The sequence below is a fragment of the Pseudomonas sp. P9_31 genome, assembly GCF_034008235.1.
Lineage (GTDB): Bacteria > Pseudomonadota > Gammaproteobacteria > Pseudomonadales > Pseudomonadaceae > Aquipseudomonas.
In genome coordinates this window covers 2,513,525-2,535,045 of the sequence record NZ_CP125375.1, presented here as the reverse complement: position 1 = coordinate 2,535,045, position 21,521 = coordinate 2,513,525, and the positions used below count along the sequence as shown (strand labels likewise).

The 21,521-nt window shown below is 55.8% G+C and carries 13 protein-coding genes; 10 read left to right on the top strand and 3 right to left on the bottom strand.

The window, feature by feature from the left end:
• Positions 1-24 precede the first annotated feature (24 nt).
• Complete coding sequence (locus tag QMK51_RS11445) at positions 25-4,524, bottom strand: amino acid adenylation domain-containing protein (RefSeq protein WP_320394100.1); 4,500 nt, start codon at positions 4,522-4,524, stop codon at positions 25-27.
• Positions 4,525-4,898: 374 nt separating this feature from the next.
• On the opposite strand from QMK51_RS11445, the gene QMK51_RS11440 reads away from it, so the two are divergent.
• The 3 genes from QMK51_RS11440 to QMK51_RS11430 are packed head-to-tail and all read left to right on the top strand — an operon-like array spanning position 4,899 to position 11,253.
• Positions 4,899-7,085 carry a penicillin acylase family protein gene (locus QMK51_RS11440; RefSeq protein ID WP_320394099.1) on the top strand — a complete coding sequence of 729 codons (2,187 nt, stop codon included), beginning with the start codon at positions 4,899-4,901 and terminating at the stop codon, positions 7,083-7,085.
• Positions 7,086-7,093: 8 nt separating this feature from the next.
• Positions 7,094-8,923: a non-ribosomal peptide synthetase gene (locus QMK51_RS11435; protein WP_258700194.1), complete on the top strand. Its 1,830-nt coding sequence runs from the start codon at positions 7,094-7,096 to the stop codon at positions 8,921-8,923.
• On the top strand, positions 8,920-11,253 hold the full coding sequence (locus QMK51_RS11430; protein ID WP_320394098.1) for a condensation domain-containing protein: 2,334 nt from the start codon (positions 8,920-8,922) through the stop codon (positions 11,251-11,253). The genes QMK51_RS11435 and QMK51_RS11430 overlap by 4 nt, the downstream gene beginning before the upstream one ends.
• On the opposite strand, the gene QMK51_RS11425 is transcribed toward QMK51_RS11430, so the two are convergent.
• On the bottom strand, positions 11,250-12,200 hold the full coding sequence (locus QMK51_RS11425; protein WP_320394097.1) for a pentapeptide repeat-containing protein: 951 nt from the start codon (positions 12,198-12,200) through the stop codon (positions 11,250-11,252). The genes QMK51_RS11430 and QMK51_RS11425 overlap by 4 nt on opposite strands.
• Positions 12,201-12,268: 68 nt before the next feature.
• Between QMK51_RS11425 and QMK51_RS11420 the strand changes: the two genes are divergently transcribed.
• The 4 genes from QMK51_RS11420 to QMK51_RS11405 all read left to right on the top strand — a co-directional run bounded on the left by QMK51_RS11420 (position 12,269) and on the right by QMK51_RS11405 (position 17,655).
• On the top strand, positions 12,269-14,059 hold the full coding sequence (locus QMK51_RS11420; RefSeq protein WP_320394096.1) for an ABC transporter ATP-binding protein: 1,791 nt from the start codon (positions 12,269-12,271) through the stop codon (positions 14,057-14,059).
• A 34-nt stretch (positions 14,060-14,093) separates the two neighbouring features.
• Positions 14,094-14,747 carry a hypothetical protein gene (locus QMK51_RS11415; RefSeq protein WP_320394095.1) on the top strand — a complete coding sequence of 218 codons (654 nt, stop codon included), beginning with the start codon at positions 14,094-14,096 and terminating at the stop codon, positions 14,745-14,747.
• Between the two features lie 237 nt (positions 14,748-14,984).
• A complete protein-coding gene (locus QMK51_RS11410; protein ID WP_320394094.1) occupies positions 14,985-15,620 on the top strand; it encodes a hypothetical protein in 636 nt (211 codons plus the stop codon).
• A gap of 79 nt (positions 15,621-15,699) precedes the next feature.
• Positions 15,700-17,655: a RiPP maturation radical SAM C-methyltransferase gene (locus QMK51_RS11405; RefSeq protein ID WP_320394093.1), complete on the top strand. Its 1,956-nt coding sequence runs from the start codon at positions 15,700-15,702 to the stop codon at positions 17,653-17,655.
• A 187-nt stretch (positions 17,656-17,842) separates the two neighbouring features.
• On the opposite strand, the gene QMK51_RS11400 is transcribed toward QMK51_RS11405, so the two are convergent.
• Positions 17,843-18,430, bottom strand: coding sequence for a TetR/AcrR family transcriptional regulator (locus QMK51_RS11400; protein WP_258700185.1), 588 nt, complete (start codon positions 18,428-18,430; stop codon positions 17,843-17,845).
• Positions 18,431-18,579: 149 nt separating this feature from the next.
• Here QMK51_RS11400 and QMK51_RS11395 point away from each other — a divergent pair, with 149 nt between their 5' ends.
• The 3 genes from QMK51_RS11395 (at position 18,580) to QMK51_RS11385 (ending at position 21,477) form a co-directional block, all read left to right on the top strand.
• Positions 18,580-19,680, top strand: coding sequence for an alkene reductase (locus tag QMK51_RS11395; protein ID WP_320394092.1), 1,101 nt, complete (start codon positions 18,580-18,582; stop codon positions 19,678-19,680).
• Between the two features lie 54 nt (positions 19,681-19,734).
• Positions 19,735-20,523 (top strand): SDR family oxidoreductase, encoded by a 789-nt coding sequence (locus QMK51_RS11390; protein WP_320394091.1) that lies wholly within the window; start codon positions 19,735-19,737, stop codon positions 20,521-20,523.
• 84 nt (positions 20,524-20,607) lie between these two features.
• Positions 20,608-21,477 carry an alpha/beta hydrolase gene (locus tag QMK51_RS11385; protein ID WP_320394090.1) on the top strand — a complete coding sequence of 290 codons (870 nt, stop codon included), beginning with the start codon at positions 20,608-20,610 and terminating at the stop codon, positions 21,475-21,477.
• Positions 21,478-21,521 lie beyond the last annotated feature (44 nt).

The window sequence follows — 21,521 nt, the reverse complement described above, 5'->3', positions numbered from 1 at the left end:
GAAGCAGCTCTTCGCGATCCACAGTCATGGCGCCTCCGAAGCAAAGGCCTGGCGCAAGGACTCGACCTCACAAGAACCCAGCAAGCTGATATCGCCCACCAGAGCCTGCGGATTGTCGGCGATCTGCAGCAAGGTGCGCTCCAGGCGCAAGGCAAACTCGCTGATCCGGCCGGCCTCGAACCGCTCGCGGTCGTACACCAGGCGTATGCCATAACCGTTGTCATAGGCAAATATCTCGATCAGCAGGTCGAACTCGGACACCCCGCTGTCGACCGCGACCGGCCGAGCCGGAAAACCGCCAAAGGTGGTAGCGCCGCCCATCATGTTTTGCATGACAATCAAAATATTGAACAGAGGATTCCGTCCACGCTCCCCGGACAACTCCAGCTCACGGACTATTTCGTCAAGAGGTGCATTGGCGTGGATCGACGCATCCAGCAAGGTCGACTGGAGCCGGCGCATCAAGGTTTCCAGCGACTCGCATTCATCCATATGTAGCCGAATGGGCAACGCTCGCGCGAAGAGACCGACGACTCGCTCCATCTCGGATTGAGTGCGGCCGGCATCCATCACGCCAAGACAAATATCGTCCCCCATGCCGTAGCGTTGCAGGACGATATAAAATCCCGCCAGCAACGCCACAAAAGGGGTCACGGCTCGCGCGGCGGCGACACGCTCCAGATGACCGCGCAGTGCCGAGTCGAGTTCGATACGCAAATGGCCGCCGCTGAACCCGGGGCTCCCTTCAGCGTGACGATCAGGGCTCAGGCGTGTCGGGCACAGCTGATGAAGCTGCCGTGACCAGTACTCCAGGTCGACGCGACGCTGGGGTCCCTCCGACTGATCGAGTTCATCGACGACATAATCGAGAAAGTCGACCTTAGCTGGCGGCATGGGCACAACCGTGTCGGCTTGTATCGCGCTGTAGAGGGCGCTCAAATCTTCGACAAGAACGCCAAGCGACCACTCGTCAACCAACAGGTGGTGAATGGTCAATACACAAACAGCACTGACCGCAGACTCTCTGATCAAGACAAATCGCAACGGCGGGCCCTGTTCCAGTGAAATGGGCTCTAACGTCAGCGCTGCCAAGGCCTGCTCTCTATCAGGGACATCCCATATGCGCAGCGTACGCTGGGGAGAAGGAAGCACCCGCTGTTGCGGCTCTCCGACAGACTCGCGAAAAATGGTGCGCAGCGCTCCGTGCACAAGCTGTAACTGCTCAATGGACTGGCTCAGGATCTGTGCATCCACCCCCCCTTCGATGTGCAGCGCGCAGGTCAGCTGAAAGGCCCGCCGCTCTTTATCGGCATGGCTGATAAACCAGAGCTGACGCTGCGAAGAGGACAGCCCACGCCACAGATTGCGGTCCACGATCCGCGGAACCGCACGCAGCACACCGGAGTGCTGACTGATGAGTTGCTCGACCTTTGCAACATAGGCCTTCAAGGTCGGAGCCCTGAATAACTCGACCAGCTCAATCGAAGTCCCAAACAGCCGATTGACCAACGAGGTCACCGCGACCACCTTCAGCGAATGGCCACCCAAGGCAAAAAAGTCATCGTCCTGACCCACCGATCGGACGCCCAGGACCTTGTTCCAGGTCGCGGCGACAACTTCGCCGATTTGTGAACGACGTAGGCGCTCATCCTGGGTCTGAGCACCGTGGCTCGGTGCCGGCAGCAACTTGCGGTCGACTTTTCCGGAAGCCGAAAGCGGCAACCGGTCCAGCTCGATGATATAGGCCGGCGCCGAGCCGGAAGGCAGAACGGCGGCCGCGGCAGCCCGTATGTCCTCATGGCTGACCGGCGTCGAGCACACCACATAACCGGCCAGGTCGTAGTTGCCTTCCGAGTCGGACCAAAGTTTCGCCGCAGCGGCCATGACCGCGGGATGCCGACCCAATGCGGCCTCGACCTCGGCCAGTTCCAGCCGGATACCGCGCAACTTGAACTGGTCATCGGTTCGCCCCAGGTAACGCAGCCGGCCTTGCTCGGTGACATGCACCGTATCCCCGGTGCAGTACATGACAGATGAGGCATGGGGGGGGCCGAAGGGGTCAGCGACGAACACCGCCTGCGTGGCCTCGCGACGGCCGTGATAACCCGATGCCAGTCCCAGTCCGGCGAGGAAAAGCCTGCCTCGGCCACCCAGGGGAACATGATGGCCACGTGCGTCCAGCACATAGGCACGCATGTTATTGATGGGGGCTCCCAGGTGTATCGTTCGCTCCTCGGCACTGACTTTTTCAACCAGCGCCCAGATCGTGGCCTCCGTCGGCCCATACAGATTCCACAGCTGCTCCACGCGGGGGAGCAATAAATCGGCCAAGCTTCGCTCCAGTGCTTCGCCACCACACCAGGCGCGCATCTGTGGTGCGCCTTGCCATCCGCTGCGCAGTAATAAACGCCATATGGCAGGGGTCGCCTGCATCACGCTCGGGGCGGTCAACGCAATCATCTGCCCCAACCTTTGCGGGTCCCGGCCCAGCTCACTCGGAGCGAGCAACAGCAATGCGCCGCTCCACAGCGGCGCAAAAACCTCGAGGAGGGAAATATCAAATGACAGGGTAGTCAGTGCAAGAAACCGGTCGTGCGCGGACAGTCCTGGGGTCTGGGTAAAACTGATGAGCACGTTTTCCAAGGCCTGGACCGGCACAATCACACCCTTTGGCTGCCCAGTGGAACCGGAGGTGTACATCAGGTAGGCCGGACTGCCCGCCAACATCACGCCGTCCACCAGGCGGGCCGGCGCCGCTACCAGCTCGCCCAGTGCATCCAGACCAGCCATCTGAACATTACAACCCTGCAGGTCATCATCCACCTGGCCAAGCACCAGCCCGACACCACTGTCCGTGATCAGATACTGCTTGCGCTCCAGCGGCAAGCAACGATCTATCGCCAAAAACGGACATCCCAGTTTAAGTAGCGCCAACAACGCAACGACCTGCCCGGCATCGCGATCCAGGTGGGTGGCCACCAGTTGGCCCGGCTTGAGGCCCAACGCCCACAACCGCTCAGCAAGAGCCTCACTTCTTTGGGCCAGATCAGCCGCCGACATACAGGCATCATCCCCCCAGCGCAAGGCTGTCGAACGCCCACGCCCGGCCAACCGAGCGAGCAGTTCCGCGCCCAGACCGCACACACTCAGCGGTTGCTGCTGACCTTGCCAACTGACAGGGGCTGGCTGCGGCACCAGTTCGCCGATCGGCCGATCCGGTAACGTGCCCAAGGCGATCGCATAAGCCTCCATCCGCTCCAGCAGGGCTGCAACCGCACCGTCCTCGACCTGCGCACCGTTGTAGGCAATTTCCAGTTTCAGGCAGGGGCCGGGTGCAACCATCAGGCTGATGGGGTAGCTGGTTCGCCAAAACGCCCGCCGGTCTTCCACGCTGACACCGTTTGCAGCGCCATCATGCAGAGGAGGAAGATTCTCGAACACCACCACGGTCTCGAACAGCGCCTCCCCTGCCGACAGGCCGGCTATATCGTGAATTTCCGTCAGCGGCAATCGGCCGTTGTCCCAGGCAAGGGTCGATGACGCCTGGACCTCATCGAGAAACCGACCGGCTGCGGTCGCAGGGTTGCAACGCAAGCGAATGGGCACGGTGTTGACCATCAGCCCGACCATTTTGTCGATCCCTTTCAGATCGACCGAGCGGTCGGCAATCACCCAACCAAAAGTCACATCCTCACACAGACTGAAATCACGCAAGGTCAGTGCCCAGGCAGCCTGAACCAAAGTGGCCAAGGTCAAGCGCCGTTCAACGACGGACTGACTGATGTGCGTGGTGCTGGCTTGCGAAAGCAGGCGCTTGAGTCGCCGCGGCTGACGCTCGGCGGCTTCGGCTGAAGGTAGTAAAAAAGGTGGACTTGAAACCAGCGCAGGCTCGGCAAATAGACTCGACCAGTATTCTCGCGCCTGAGTGGTATTGCGCTTCTGGACCCAGCTTACATAAGTCTTGAAGGGCGCTGTTACCGGAGGACTACCTGTCAGATAAGCCTCCATGACCCACCCCAGGAGGATCGTGGCTGACCATGCGTCCAGGATCAGATGGTGGTAAGTCCAGACAAATCGCAACGCTCCGTCACCGAGAATGAAAACCGCCATCCGATGAAGAGGTGGACGAGAAAGGTTGAAACGGCGGACACGATCTTTTTCAAGATAGCTGTTGCACTGCCGTTCCTGCTCCGCTGCGCTTTGGGTACTGCAATCGATCTGCGTCCATTGCAGTTCAACGTCCCGGGCCACGATCTGCATGGGCGGAGACACATTACGCCACGCAAAGGCCGTTTTCAGGGTATCAACACCGGAAGCGACCTGACTCCAGGCCGCGCGCCATCGCTCTGGATCGACGCCTTTGAGGCGACAGGAAAGTTGCACCAGATAGTCACACTCGGCTCCGTCCTGGAGAGAGTGAAACAGCAGGCCTTCCTGCAAAAAGGTCAAAGGATAGATATCCAGAGCCTGCACCTTCACTGGCGAAGGATATGAGTCAGCGGGGGATTCAAGCTGATCTGCCATCGATTTCACTGCTCCTTGTGAACCGGGTGCATCGCCCAAAGAGCTAGCCCGCTGTTAAACGTCGTCGTATCGAACCCAGGCAATAACGGACAGGGAAGGTTGTCTTTTGCCAAAGAGGAAAAGTAGTTCAGTTTTTTAAAAGCGTATTTTTTTTTATTCAGCGCATCGGGCAGCTCCTGTCACGCAAACGCCCTGCCTGGCGACTGCTGCTCTGCCATTGGCGCGATCGAGAATCATGTACTAGCCTCGTTCAACCCACGCGGACAGGCCTCAAACTTGGCTTGAAGTGCATATCGGACGCACTTGGCAAGCCTTGGCGGATTGACGGGTTAGTAGACGGATCTACCAAGTAAAAACACAGGGAGGTGCAATTGATGGGTGCTATTGGTAATCGTCTGCTCGCGATAATTTGCGTATTCATTTTCATTTCCCCTTCCCTCAATGCCTCCTCCGTCCAAAAACAAGTGCCCGTCATCTGGGACATTTGGGGTGTCCCCCACATAGAAGCTGGCTCCGAGAACGAGCTGGCGTATGCCGTGGGCTGGTCACAAATGCGCACCCATGCAAATGCCGTGTTGACGCTCATGGCGCGCGCGCGCGGGCGCTTCGCCGAAACACCCGGGCATATGGAACTCGAAAACGCGCTGGAGCAGGACCTGTGGGTGCGGCAGATGGGTGTCACAAAAACCGCGCTTGAATGGTGGGACCAGCAACAGCCCTCGGAGCGTGCGTCCCTGCAATCTTTCGCCGATGGTATCAACGATTTCGCGAAGGCTCATCCCGAGGGGATCAATGATGAGCTGCGAGCGGTACTGCCGATCCAGGCCGTCGATGTGCTGGCGCGCCTGGCGCATGTGATGCTTTACGATTTTGCCGTCTCCCCGGCCAGAGTCACTGAGGATGCCAGTGCCTGGAATGCGGGAGTCGCACCGGCCATGGCCAATGTGCAAAATCGCGGCTCCAACGCCATTGCAATAGCCCCCGGCAAGTCCGGCAGCGCAACCCTGCTGTTGAGTAACCCGCACTTGCCCTGGTCCGACCTTGTTCGCTGGTTCGAATATGAGTCCGTCACCCCCCAAGGGCGCTTCTACGGTGTGAGCCTGCTCGGCCTGCCCATGCACGTTATCGGCTTCAACCAGACGTTGGGCTGGACCCATACCGTCAACCCCATGCATAGCTACTACCTCTATGAGCTCAAACTCGAGGGGGATGGCTACTTGCTCGACGGCAAACAAACGGCGTTCGAGTCCCGTATCGAGACGATTCGCGCACGCCTGCCTTCCGGTCAATTTACCGAAAAGCACATTACCGTCAGCGATAGCCGCTTCGGCCCCGTGGTAGCCCATGACAAAAACCGGGCATTGGCGCTCTGGGTGACCGGAAAGGACGCCGCTCACACCATGACTCAATATCGCGATATGGCGCGTGCGCAGAACTACGAGGAGTTCAATCGCTTATTGAAGCGCCAGCAGATAGCCATTTTTTCCATCATCTACGCTGACCGCGACGGAAAAATTGCCTATTACTTCGGCGGCCGCAACCCTTCCTCGCGCCACGACATCTCCCGCGGCTCGACTTTTCTCGATGGAAGCAAGAGCACAAACCTGTGGACCGGCGTATTACCCCTGGAGCAGGTGCCCTCCGTTACTGACCCTGAGAGCGGATGGGTGCAGAACGCCAACGATCCTCCATGGACAGCAACACAGCCCAACAGCCTGTCCCCCGCTGACTATCCGGAGGGGCTGGTCAGCAGCCCGTTCGTCAATCTGCGTGCGCAACGCATCATTGAACGTCTCAAGGTCACGCCAAAGGTCGACTTCAATGCCCTGATGAATCTGAAACTCGACACCGGCTCCGAGCTCGCACTGCGTACGCTCGACGACTTGATTGCCGCTGGACACCAGTCGAGTGACCCCGACAGCAAGGTGGGTGCGCAGATTCTTGCCCGCTGGGACCGAGCGATGAATGCCGACAGTCGCGGCGCACCGTTGTTTATCCAGTGGGTAAAACTGATGCCCGACGATGACAGCATCTTCACCGTCCCCTTCGATCCGAGAAAGCCGCTGGCCGGACCTCGCGGCCTGGCAGAGCCGGCAAAAGCCGCAGCGCTGCTTGGAGATGCCGTTCGCGAATTACGCAAGACAGGCGCCACCCCGGACATTGCCTGGGGCGACATCTTCAAGTTACCCGGCGGTCAACTGCTGCCAGCCAATGGAGGCCCTGACCCGCTCGGGCTGATCCGCGCCACCTACTTCACCCAGTCAGGCCCGACGCAAGACTACATTGCCAACGGCGGCGATGGTTTCAGCGCTGTCGTGAAGTTCGGCACGGAGCCTCATGCCATGGGTCTGCTGGCGTATGGAAACTTCACCGAGCCCTCTCCGCAGGGGGTCCGGGACCAGATGCAACTCTATGCGGACAAGCGACTGCGCACGATATTGCAGGCCCCAGTGGCGCAGGGCGACATCGTTCTCAAAGAACTGATTCCTTATCTTCCGAATCAACAACCGCGGGCCGCTGACGCCGGAAACCGCCCTGTGCCGACTATGACTGAGAGGTAACATCGCTCATGACGACTAATGCTGCAAAAATCTTTGCCGCCCTTGCAAAACAACACCCTGAGCGCATCGCATTGTCGAGTGTGGGGAAAGAAATCACTTACGGTGCGCTCGATCAATGGTCCGATGCCATTGCCGCAGAGTTGAGAAGCCGGCTGGCTTCAACGATCGGTCCCGTGATAATTCTCTCCTCGGAGCCGATGCAAGTGATCGCCGCAGTCATCGCGACGATGAAGGAAGCCCTGGTCTTTGTTCCGCTGGACCCTCAGACACAGCCGGCGCGCCTGCTCAAAGCCATAGATAGCGCGGATCCGATCGCCATTCTATGTGACCCCAACGGTGCGGCAATCGCCAAGGAACTCGGGCTTCCGAGCGCCATCGAAAGCATAGAGATCGGAGCCCTCCGGGCTCTGGATACACCCCTGCAAGACTCTCGGGAGGAGGATCCAGAGGGCGCCAGCTACATCTATTTCACCTCCGGATCCACCGGTGAGCCAAAGGGTATCCTGGGGCGACTCAAAAGCATCGCGCACTTTGCCAGGTGGGAAGCCCGGGCATTTAACCTCGACGAGTCCGTGCGCTGCACTCAGTTCACTACTCCGGCGTTCGACGCCTTTTTGCGCGATATTTTCACCCCCCTGAACATCGGCGGCACCGTGTGCCTGCCACCGGACCGGAACCTGATCGCCGACGGCGAACGGCTGGTTGGCTGGCTGGATGAGGCCGCGGTCACCTTGATGCACACCACGCCCGCAATCCTGCGCATCCTGCTCAAGACCTTGCAAGCCCGGTCGCAACGACCCAAGACGCTGGCCAGAGTCTGCGTCGCCGGGGATGTGCTGTTGCCCGTTGATGTGAAGCGTTTTTTTGACGTATTCGGAACCAGCGTCGAACTGATCAATTTCTACGGCCCCTCCGAAACCACGATGATCAAGCTGTTTCACCGTGTTCGAGCGGAAGACGCCGAGCGTGCCAGTGTTCCGGTGGGCAAGCCGATCGACGGTTGCCGTGTGTTAATTCTCGACAACCGGCAAAAGCCCTGCGGCATCGGCATGATTGGTGAGATTTACATCCGCACGCCCTTCAAGAGCCTCGGTTACTATCAGCGGCCCGACCTGACGTCAGAAGTCTTCGTGAGCAACCCCGTGAGCGGTGATCCTGACGACCTGGTTTACCGCACGGGCGATCTGGGACGGATGCTTGATGATGGGGAACTGGAGTTCATTGGACGCCGCGACCGTCAGATCAAAATAAACGGTATCCGCGTCGAGCTGGGCGAGATCGAAAACAGCTTTCACGAACACCCCTGCGTGCGGGACATCGCAATCGTGGAGCGCAAGCTTGACGAAGGCGCAAACGGACTCATCGCGTACATTGTCGCCAGCCCGGAAGTTCCGGAAGATGAATTACGCCGTTTCATGAACGATCGATTGCCAACGGTGATGATTCCGCGACACATCAGCTTTCTCCCCATCCTGCCACGCACAGTAACCGGCAAGATCGACTACAGTGCCTTGCCTGACATTACCCCGCAGGTGACTGACAGCGCCCAGTACGTCGCGCCGCAAACCCCCGTCGAAGTCACGCTGGCATCGATCTGGCGCGAACTCATGCAGATCGATACGCCCAGCATCACCGCCAACTTTTTTTCGGTGGGGGGGCATTCATTGCTCGCCATGCAGGTTCTATCACGCGTGGAAGCGGCCTTCGCCATCAGTGTCGCGTTGCGGGACTTCCTCGACGACCCGACCATCCGGGGCCTGGCCGCAAAGATCGAAACCGACATTCTTACCGCGACCGCGGATGACGATGAGCTTCTTCAATTGCTGGAGCAGCTATGACAGGTTCAATGAAGGACCCCACGCAGCTGGCGTTCACCTCCGAGGAGCTAGGTGCCCTTGAACACTTCGTCCGGTCTTCCGGGCTCGTCAGTGACGTCGCTGTTGTCCATTCGCCGCCGTATGAAACGGTCAGGCGCTGCAGGCGCTGCGCTATCTCGACACAAGTCAGTGGCATCCGGCTGGACCACGAAGGTGTCTGCACCGAGTGTCGTCGTTACGACCGCTACAAAGAGCGCCTGGATCTTTACTTCGGCGACCGGGACGCATTGCAGGCAATAGTAGCGGCCAACCGCCCGCACAAGCGATCGGATATCGACTGCATGCTGTTGTTCAGTGGCGGCAAGGATTCGACGTACGTCTTGCACCAGTTGGTAGACATGCAGCTCAAGGTGATGACTTACACGTTCGACAACGGATTCATTTCACGCCAAGCATTCGACAACATCGCCCGCATCACCAGTGACCTGAATATCGAGCACATCACCGGAACCCATGCCCAGATGCGGGAAGTGTTCCGGGAAAGCCTGCAACGGTACAGCACCGTCTGCAAAGGCTGTTTCAAGGCCCTTCTGGACCACAGCCTGACCCTGGCCGACCAGCGCGGCATCAACCTCATATTCACCGGCATGTCTCGTGGCCAGATCGTGGAGGAGCGCCTCAGGTTTTTCCATGATCGCAACATCTTCGACCCGCAAATCATCGACGCAAAACTGGCCGAGGGGCGCAGGATCTACCACCAGGTTGAGCGTTACGCCGGCCTGGACGGAAAACAGTTCTATGACGACTCGATTTTTGATCGGGTCCGCCTCATCGACTTCTACCGCTATAGCAATGCCCAGAAGAAGGACATCTACGATTACCTCAGTACCAGCCAGGCCGGATGGAAAGAGCCTGAAGATACCGGGTTCTGCTCCTCCAATTGCCTGATAAATGACGTGGGCGTCGCGGTTCACGGACTGGAAAAAGGCTATTCGAACTATGAAATACCCACCGCCTGGGAGGTGCGCCTGGGCCACCTGGATCGTGACAGTGCCCTGGCTGAACTGGCCGGCGTTTCCGACAACGAGCGCGTGACGAAGATTCTTCGCTCAATCGATTACGTACCAACACCGGTCGAGGCGGTTCCTGCCGAGGTCGAGATTTTTTCCGTGTTGAAGAGCGACTCGACCATGGCGGATCTGGAGCATGCGGTAAAGACCCGCTGGCCACGAAACGACGTAGTGCCCAAGCTGATCAGGGTTACCACCATCCGGCGCGACGAACGAGGCCAGCCCATTCCTGAAACACTGGCGCCACAGGTCACGCCCGTAGAGATTATTCCGCCGAAAAACCAAAACGCTCTCTCCACGGCCCAACGGCAATTCCTCCAGTCACGAAGCAGCTCCAAAGAGGACTGGATCACGCGGGTCATCGCGACCCGGGAACCGCTGGATCAAAATCTTTTTCGACGGGCGCTGTTTCAGGTACTGACACTGCACCCCTCGCTTCGCTTGCAACTGAGCCAGACGGACAGCGGCGTGGAAGGCAAAGTCGCGCCGATACCCAACGCACTGCCTCTCATCTGGGCGGACCTGTCCGCGAAGTCCAATGAGCAGAGAGAGATTCTCGAGGCCCGTCTGTCCAACGCACTGCTGTCAAAAACCGGCAGCGGGCTGAACGAACCACTAGCGCTATTCGCGGTGGCCTCACCCAATAGCGAAGGCAAAAGCACCCTGGCGATTGCGCTGCACCGCATTGTCATGGATGAGGCATCGTGGTCGATCTTGTTCGCTCATCTGGAATGGTTCTACCGCCTTATCGCCACCGATACTCAGCCCAGGCTGCCGGTCGCACGGGCGGGAGACTTTGCCGAGCCTGGACTGCCTTCGTGGGTTGGGCCAAAGGTGCGAGCCGGCTCACGCCCCATCAGGCACCTGCTGTTGGGCGGCGAGACAGAAAGCGCCAGCCTCGCCCAGCACATTGCCGAGGCGTTCGCCCCCTTGTCAGTCAGTATCCTGACCTCATTGCGTCAAACCGATGATCAGCGCATTGGACATTTGACCGGCAACGAGCAACGCCAGCGGGGAGAGGATCCGGATGTCGTCATCGTGCTTGAACACACGACGGCCCCGGACTGCACGTTATTTGCCGAAGAACAAGAAGTGTCTGACCTGGCTATCGCAGGAGGACGCAGTTGGGTTGTGATCCGTCGCACGGCCAGTGGTATTCGGCTGTGCTGGAGCGCCGACCTTGATGATGAGAAAGATGCCTGGCTGACCAAGGCCATAGAGTCAATATGCTCCCCAGGACAATCGTCCCGGGGAGGCGCTGAACCTGCGATGACTGTCTAAATGAGTCTTAGCGTAGAGGCCTTGGAACTACCCAACTGTACCTGGGCGGAGGTATCAAGCCCGGACTCGCGCGTGAATGAGTCGTCGAGTTTGGCGTTGGCGAAATTGGCCCCTGCCACCGCGGTCTTTTCAAGGCTGGCTCCGCGTAAATCCGCACCTTGCAGGTTGGTGCCAATGAGCTGTGCACCGTTGAGATTTGCGCCTGCCAGGTTAGTCCCTTGCAGGTTGGCGTTGCTCAGGTTGGCACCCGAAAGGTTCACTCCGGACAAGTCGGCTTTTACAAGAAAAGCATTGCTCAGATCGGCACCGGTCAAGACAACGTCACTGAGCTTGGCCTTTTCGAAATTCGCGCCGGCACACTTGGCGTTGGACAAATCAGAGGCATTGAAAACCGAGTCAGAAAAAATGCCATCTGAAAAATCGACACCTGTCAGATCCACCGACTCGAATATTGACCCACGCGCGACAGCACCCGCGAAAATTGCGCCTCTGAAAGAGCCACCCACAATCTTTGCATTGATGAGGGTGGCCTTGGTCAGATTTGAATTATCGGCGGCGCAATGTTCCAGCAATGCACTAGAGGCATTGATACCGCTCAGATCTGCGCCGGTAAGCACCGTGTTGGTCAAACCCGAGTCGACGAAACTGGACGAGGTGAATATCCCGTCGGTTAAATCGGCCCGTGAAAGATTTGCAGAGTCAAAAAAGCAGCCGTCCCAGCGTGCCCCTTTCAACGAAACGCCAGACAAATTGCTGTCTCGAATATTGGAATATGTGACTCGGGTATTGGAAAGATCAAGGTCTGCCATCGACATGTCGCCAAGTTCAAATCGAAATTGGCCTGTTTTATTCGCCGAATGCAATTCTGTTGCGAAATCGACGGCCCATGACAGATCAAAAACTACCGACTGCTTCAAAATTGCCGGGTCCGGGAGGTTGCTATTCATAGTTCTTCCTGCCAGTTGATACCAAATATGGTTACACGAAATGTATTTGCCCAAGGAGTAATAGCACTATGAGTTCATACCCGCCACTGGCTCGAACACCACTCGTCTATTTACGCCAGATGCTGAGTGAAAGCGTGCTATTTCGTATAGGTTTGATGGTCATATTTACGGCCTTGGGCACTCTTTTGGAAAGCTCGACGCCAATAGCGTTCGAACGCGTCATCAACGGTCTGACAAACATTGGTGAAGTCGAGCGCATGTCAGCCATACGCTGGTTTATCGGACTCATCGGGTTAAGCGCAGGCGCAATGGTGCTCTTCAGACTTTACCAATGGATCGATGTCAGCACGAGTGCCGATTTACGAGCCCATATCCAGAAACGTCAGATTGCCCACCTGTTGAGTCGCTCACCTGCATCACTTCAGCACCGACACGGCGGGGCACTGGTTGAGTCAATAAAACGCTCAAGTTACAATTGCGTTGCATTGGTGCAACTGCTCACGTTCGACGCCGTCAACATGATTATTGTCATTTTAAATATCAGTGTAATCCTCTATATCGCCGACAGTAACTACGCACTCATGATTATCGGCTGGCTTGTTATCTACTTATCTGGAACAACGTTCTTCGCATTTCGTTGCCTAAGACTGGGCCGCCAACAGTTTCTTGCTTCAGGACGGTCCGCCGGCCAAATAAGTGACGTGTTACGTAATTTCGAAACCGTTTTCTCTTATGGAGCATCCCAACGCGAAAATATGTTTCTAGCTGAAGGGCTGGACGAAGAAAAACGGCGGACTTTCCAGCTGCGCCGATACGTATTACTCATGCGCGTTTTTTCCAGTGTGGCCGTTTTCAGCCTGTTCGCAGTCATGACTACTCTGGCATTACAGGACGTTCTGTCTGGCGAGCGCAATGTGGGAGCGTTTGCACTGGTATTTACCGCCACTAATATTTTGGTGATGACGGTCTTCGATCTCTCAAAAAACCTGATTGGCTTCTATGAAAATCTGGGCTCGTTGGATGGCGCGTTGGAATTCATTCTTCAGGACGACCTGACCGTCGCGTCTTTGCCAACCGTTCAGAGTCCAGTGTGCAAAACAGCCAAGCAGACTGGCAAAATCGAGTTCAAGAAAGTCTGCTTCGGCTATCCGGGTGAAGGACCGTTATTCAAAGACCTGGATCTCACCCTCGAAGCTGGACAGAAAATTGGCCTGGTGGGTCCGTCTGGTGCGGGTAAAACAACACTCATTCGATTGATTCTTGGTCAACTGACCCCTTGCAGCGGTCAAATATTATTTGACGGGATTGAGCTGCAAGCATTTGACCGTGACTCTTTGAGCGAAAAGTTCGCAGTGGTCAGTCAGCATGTTGGAATATTTAACCGTACTGTGCGGGACAATATTGCCTACGGTGCTCCTGATGCTGACGACGATGCAGTATTGTCGGCGGCGCGGATGGCCTCAGCTGAGAGTTTTATCAATCGTCGGACCTCAGGTTTCGACACCTTTGCCGGCGAGAACGGTAGTGAATTCTCCGGCGGGGAACGCCAACGCTTGAGCTTGGCCCGTGCGCTGCTGAAACCCGGTTGCCCGACGCTTATCCTCGACGAAGCTACAAGCGCTCTGGACACCGCCGCCGAGCAAGAAATTCAAACTGCAATCGCTAAAGCCATGAGTGATCGAATGGTCATTGCGATCGCGCATCGTATCTCGACCATAAAAAATATGGATGTGATCGTTTATTTGGAGGGAGGACGCATCCTTGAACAAGGAACGCACCTGCAACTGATTGCCAAACGAGGTCAGTACGGAAAGATTTGGGACAAACAAGGTCGCTATTCCATGCGTATCGAGGCTTGACCCCAGGGCTGTGATTAACTGAACGGAGAATCAGATGAAAGAGATATTACCCAATCTTTTTTTGATTAAAGATGATGCTAACGCATCGCCTGCCCCCTTTACATTTCTGGCATTAAGGCCTGAAGGCAATGTCATATTTGGCACCAAGGCTGATATCAGCCCCCACTATGCCGACATTGAAAAACTGGGCAGTGTTTCTGCGATACTTATTGGCGACAGGCATCATGTTAGCCAGGATACTATCAAGGCGTCGGCGTACTTCGGCGCGCCGCTGATGTGTAGCACTATAGAGGCGAAAGTATTAAGTGCAAAGGGTTTTGAAATAGCTGCCGCCTTACCCTTTTTAAAACGCACCCTGGGAAGCGATATTGAGATTATTCCGACTCCAGGCCACACAAAGGGCGCATTTTCATACCTTTGGGATAACGGAATCAATAAGATATTGTTCATTGGTGATACCTTAGTACCTGTAGAGCACGCATGGCAGTATTGGGTATCCCCGCCGAGTCGGAAAAAACTTGCGGAAACGCTGGTTCAGTTCAAAGACCTTCAATTCGATTATATAATTTCTAATTCTTTTGCTTGCCAGGGCGGCCCCTGCCGAAAAATCAGCAGTACTGAAAAAGAAAAAATCTTGAATGACACGATCAAACAGTTGGTAAGCAGTGGTGTGACTGCCCCGCTATAGACAACCACTACCAATACCGACCCGGGTTACGAATAATGAAGGCGCGACCGAAGACTCAATGATTACCACTCACTGCTTACGTAGCCGAATGGAGCAATAATGTATGCGATACTTATCTGACGTCAATTCTAAACGCTCTGCTATACATAGTTGGACTTAGCGCCATGCTCATTGCCGCGCACCATTTCGGCAACGAACTGGTTAATATTTCATATTGTCATGATGACAGGAATTAAGATGGAATTGATATTACCTAACTTGTACCTACTCAGGAATACCCCTGCCGGCGAGCCCACCCCTTATACATTTTTTGCAATAAGACCGAGGGGAAATATTATTTTTGCCACGAAAGCGAATATAACTGGCTTTTTCGGTGAGATCGAGAATCAAGGTGGTGTATCAGCTATCTTATTAGGTGATCGACACCATGCGAGCAGCCATACCGTAGACCTGGCAAGACATTTCAACGTGCCGCTGACTTGTAGTGATATTGAGGCAAAAACTTTAAACTCCAAAGACCTGCATGTCTCTAATCCTTTGTCATTCTCTAATCAATTTTTTTCCGAGGATATTCAAATCATCCCGGTACCAGGGCATACCCCGGGTGCATTCGCCTATGTTTGGGATAATGAAGGATGCAAAATTTTATTCATTGGCGACACCTTGGTTCCGGTAGATGATGGTTGGCAATATTGGGTTTCGTCACCAAACAGAAGAAAGTTTGCGGAAACGTTGCAGATGCTGGAGAGTATTGAATTTGAATATATGATTTCAAATTCCTTCGCCAGTACCGGAAACCCCTGCAGGAAAGTTAGTCACACTGAGAAGTCAGCCATCATAAATCAGGCAATCAATGACTTACTGGGAGAGTAAGTCACCGTGAGGTTTTTTTGGCTGCGAAATTCGTATATCAATTTAATCACATCAAACCCTCCATTGAGGGAAGGCATACATGGATATTGCTTTGATAAACATGCCGTTTTGTTATTTGGAAAGCCCTTCACTGGCACTTTCCCAATTGAAATCGGTCCTTCAGGAAGACCCAGATATAGCCAATCGCACAAGTATCGAAGTTCACTATTTTCAACATGATTTTGCGATATGGACAGGGCTTGACACCTATCAGAAAATAGCCGATTCGGAAACATTGCTACTGGGAGAATGGTTGTTTAGCAGTGTATTTTTTCCGGACGGTGATGTAGTAGCCCATGAATATGTTGACCGATACTACCCGACAAAGAAACAGCAACTCCTTGACATCAGATCGCGAATTGATGGCTTTCTGGATGACCTTATCAGGAAGTATAATCTCGACAGCTATGATGTCATCGGCTTGACTTCCTTATACCAGCAAACAGTGCCTTCGTTGGCATTGGCGGAAAAGTTGCGTCAGTATCCAGGAAAGCGAGTTGTCATCATGGGAGGAGGCAACTGCGAAGGAAAGATGGGAAAGGCTTTGATTCGGAATTTCAATTGCCTGGATTTCGTTTGCTCTGGCTCGGGACTGATTAGTTTTCCATTATTTATAAGACATCTACTAAATCAGCAGATGGAGCGCTGCCATGTAATCCCAGGCTTTTTCTCTCGGTTCAACAAATGCGACATTGATTGGGATACCAATGCCATCGCTTCAGAAACACCTACGAACGCTGTAATTAAACAGAACTATATCTTTGGAGATGGCTTTCCGACGATTGCTTTGCATGGGCCAGAAAGGAGTATAGACCATGTAGTAACGATAAATTATCATGATTTTCTGGACAGTTTCGAACGCATTATTCAGCCGTTGCAACCCAATTTTAGCCCACGTTTAGTTCTAGAAACTTCCCGCGGCTGCTGGTGGGGAGAGAAGTCTCACTGTACGTTCTGTGGTTCGTGCGGCTGGGATATCAGCTACAAGTCAATGTCCGTTGAAAAGGCGGTAGTATATATTAATTCAGTGGTCGCAACTCATGAGGAGCGAGCCAGTTTCTTTGAGTGTTGTGATCAGTTGCTGCCAAAGAGCTACCCACAGCAGGTAATGCCCCACTTGAAACTTGGAACAAAGAACACGCTGTTCTATGAGGTGCGAACTACCATGGCCGAGAATGATCTCCAGGCCTTGGGTTTAGCTGGGGTGAAGGCGATCCAGCCTGGCGTTGAGGCCTTATCTTCAAGCCTGTTAAAGTTAATGGACAAGGGCACCAGCTCAAGCCACAACATCGCTCACCTCAAACAATGTGCTCATTATGGTCTGACGCCGATGTGGACATTTCTGATTGGGCTTCCCGGTGAAACAGCCGAGTATTACGAACAGTATCGTCGGTGGATCCCGCATCTCACTCATCTACCTCCTCCGATGGGAATAAGCCCTGTAGGTTTTCATCGAAACAGCCCGTACACCTGGTATCCGGAAAAATTCGATTTAGCCCTTCGCCCCGCGCAGGTCTATCGTTATATATATAATGTTCCGGAAAGCGAACTTAACGACTTGGCATATTATTTTGAGGATACTCATGACCAAGCAACTTACAAACTAAACTTGGAAAAGTACGCCGACGAATTATCTTTTCGGGTTGCCATATGGCGTAATGCCTGGTTTCAGGGGAACAGACTGCCGCAGCTTCATTTCATGACGGACGCAGAAGGTGCCTATGTGTATGACTCACGGACGAGCCTTGTAAGATTGCACCGACTTGATGAGTTCGAGCGAGACCTGCTAGAGCGATTCTCTGCGCCGCAGAAGCTGAAAACGGTTGCAAAGTCCTTGAGTTCGTCTGAGCGATTCGAGGCTGTAGTAGGTAAAATGCTTAAGCTTGGCTTATTATTCGTCGATGACGATAGAGGCATCAGCCTGGTGCTAAAGAAGGAAACCAGTGAGCCTGAGATGATAGCCACGCTCAAACGGCAAGAAGCCAAGTTGCACTGATATGGTGACCGGTTTACTGGTGGTTGATGCGCTGCGTTATGGACACTGAAGTAGTTGGCTGACCGATTGAATCCACAGCCAAAAGTAGCCGTTCATGAATCGCAGCATTTGACCAAAAGTTGACTTTCTGACCAGATCATAAAAATCGAAGCTCTACCGAAAACCACGCTTTGAATGACCTGCCCTTCTACACCGCGTCCTCTTCATTGACCGGCAACGAAGCAAACATTTCAGCGCGGCACACCTCAAGGATCTCATCCGCCAGCGCAGAATCATCCGGGCAGGCACGCGACAAAATGATCGCACCGACAGCACGAGACAGCAGGTCGATCATTTTCTTTCTCCCCTCACCCGGGACAGCATCCGGGCTAGTCGGATATTTGTCCCCCAGGGTTTGCAGGGTGTGCTCGACCCCTTCGGCAAACGTCGCTTTCAAATCATCCGATTGACGCGCCGCGTCGCTACACAACGCGGCCATGGTGCAACCGCTGCCACGTCCGTCCCGATGTTCCCTCGTCACATAGACATCGATAAAGCCCGGTACATCGAGCGATTCAGCAACTTCCAGCGATTTGGAAAGGCTGCTGGCCGAGGCTTCGGCCATCAGGTCGGCCTTCGAACCGAAATGCTTGTAGAAACCTCCGTGGGTGAAACCGGCAGCCGCCATGAGATCCGACACACCGACGCCGTCGAAGCCGCGCTCACGGAACAGCTCAGAGGCCGTCTCAACGATGTGCTCCCGATTGGCCTGCGCCTGGGCTTTGGTCACTCTCACGTGCAATACCTCATGTCCACTGGGAAATCATGCGCCCAATGATACATAGATGTTGGTCATAATCAAAATTGTTGACAGCTTAGATTTCGATCATCATCCTAATTGCACGCACAACCGATCTCCATCAACGGGCACGGAAGAATTACCAAATGACCGACCAAAATCTGTTCTCCCCTTACACGCTTGGCGCCCTCACGCTGTCGAACCGTGTCGTCCTCGCGCCACTGACACGCAACCGAGCAGGCGAAGGCTTTGTGCCAAGCGAGTTCGCGGCCACCTATTACAGCCAACGCGCAAGCGCAGGGTTGCTGATCAGCGAAGCCACTCAGATTTCCCAACAGGGCCAGGGCTATCAGGACACCCCCGGGATCTACACGCAGGCGCAGATAGATGGCTGGCGCAAAGTGACCGATGCCGTCCACACCAAGGGCGGAAAAATCTTCCTGCAACTTTGGCATGTCGGCCGTGTGTCGCACGTTGATCTGCAAGAAAACGGCGCCGCTCCCGTGGCCCCTTCCGCGCTGCGCGCCGCCACCAAAGTGTTCGTCAACAACCGCTTTGAAGATGTCTCCGAGCCGCGCGCACTGGACATCAGCGAACTGCCGGGGATCGTCTCCGATTTCCGCCAGGCCGCGGCAAGCGCTGTCGCCGCCGGGTTCGATGGCGTGGAGATTCACGGCGCGAACGGCTATTTGCTGGATCAATTCCTCAAGGACAGCGCCAACTTGCGCACTGATGCTTACGGCGGTTCGATTGCAAATCGTGCGCGTCTGTTGCTCGAAGTGACGGCGGCCGTCGTCAATGAAATCGGCGCGGATCGCACCGGTGTGCGCCTGTCGCCGGTGTCGCCGGCCAATGGCGTTTCCAGCAGTGATCCGCAGGCGCAATTCGATTACGTCGTCGATCAACTCGACGCCTTCGGCGTGGTTTATCTGCACGTGGTCGAAGGCGCGACCGGTGGCCCGCGTGACGTGGCACCCTTTGATTTCAACGCCCTGCGCCAGCGCTTCAAAAACACCTACATCGCCAACAACAGCTATGACCTGGACCTCGCGACTTCGCGGCTCGCCGAAGACCAGGCCGATCTGATTGCGTTCGGTCGCCCATTCATTGGCAACCCGGATCTGGTGGAGCGCCTCAAGAGCGGCGCGCCGTTGTCCCCCTTCAATCCCGCCACCCTCTATGGCGGCGGCTCGGCAGGCTACATCGACTACCCGACGCTGGCTGAATCGAGCGCCACCGCAAGCTGAGCAATCAGTGATCGCGCTTTCTGTTTTCACACATCCTGAAAGAGAGATGACCCCATGAGCACTCGCCCTACTGTTCTCATCACTGGCGCCTCCACTGGCATCGGCGCCGTCTACGCCGAACGCTTCGCCCAACGCGGTCACGATCTGGTCATGGTCGCCCGCGACCAGGCACGCTTGGACGCTCTAGCAGCCCGATTGCGCAGCGAACACGGCGTCACCGTCGATGTGATTCCGGCGGATCTGACCCAACTCGGCGATCTGACAACCGTTGAGTCCCGCCTGCGCGACGACGCCCGTATCGGCATCCTCGTCAATAACGCCGGCGCCGCTCTGTCGGGCAACTTCATCGACCAAAGCACCGACAGCGTTGCGCAACTGGTCGCCCTCAACACCACGGCGCTGGTGCGGCTCGCCAGCGCCATCGCCCCACGCCTGGCCAAAGCAGGCGAAGGCGCGATCATCAACATCGGTTCGGTGGTGGGTCTGGCGCCGGAGTTCGGCATGTCGGTCTACGGTGCGACCAAGGCGTTTGTGCTGTTCCTTTCCCAAGGCCTGAGCCTGGAGCTTTCGCCCCTGGGCGTTTACGTGCAGGCCGTGCTGCCGGCCGCCACCCGCACGGAAATATGGGATCGCTCCGGCGTCGACATCAACACCTTGAACGAAATCATGGAAGTGGGCGATCTGGTGGATGCCGCACTGGTCGGTTTCGATCGGCGTGAGCCGGTGACTATCCCGCCGCTGCACGAAGCTGAACGCTGGGATAGCCTGCAGACCGCACGTCAGGGCCTGCTGCAGCAAATCCGCCAGTCTGCGGTTGCCCAGCGCTACCAGACCCAACAGTGATCATTTTGTAGCGAACACCCGTGCAGGTTTCGATGCAGGCGCCCAAGGCACTGCATCGACTACGGGCCTCTGTTCGGAGTAGACATGACCCCCACGAAAACAAATAACCCCGCGGGCTCGCAGACGTCGTTCATCAACGCGACGAACCAGTCGATCACGGTCAAAGGCATTCCCTTCGCCTATCGCGACATCGGCCCCAAGACCGGCGTTCCCCTCGTACTGTTCAACCATTGGGGCGCGGTGCTGGACAACTTCGACCCCGCGATCATCGATGGCCTGGCGCAAACGCGACGCATCATTGCCACCGACTATCGAGGGATCGGCGGCTCTGGTGGAACCGCGCCACTGACGGTCGGCGAAATGGCTGACGATGCCATCCAACTGATACGCGCGCTGGGTTTCGAGACAGTCGATGTACTCGGTTTTTCACTCGGCGGCTTCGTCGCTCAGGACATCGCCCTGAAGGCGCCCGAATTGGTGCGCCGCTTGATTCTCACCGGCACCGGGCCTGCCGGCGGCACCGGTATCGACAAGGTCGGTTCGGTGACGTGGCCATTGATGATCAAAGGCTTGCTGACCTTGCGAGATCCCAAGTTCTACCTGTTCTTTACTTCGACGCCCAATGGCCGTCGAACCGCATCGCAGTATTTGCAACGCTTGAAAGAGCGCAAAAAAAATCGCGACAAAGGCCCGACGCCCAGTGCTTTCCTGCGGCAGTTGAAAGCCATCACCGCGTGGGGCAAACAGGCACCCCAAAACCTCGGGCGCTTGCGGATACCGACGCTGATCGTCAACGGCGACAACGACATCATGGTGCCCTGTGTTAACTCGATTGCGCTGGCCAACCGCATCCCCAACGCACAGCTTGTGATTTATGAGGATGCCGGGCACGGCGGCATTTTCCAGCACTACGTTGACTTTGTGACCAAGGCACTGGCGTTCCTTGATGCCTGACAACACGGCACATTAACGCCGCAAACGCTCCGCCCCCCTCATTC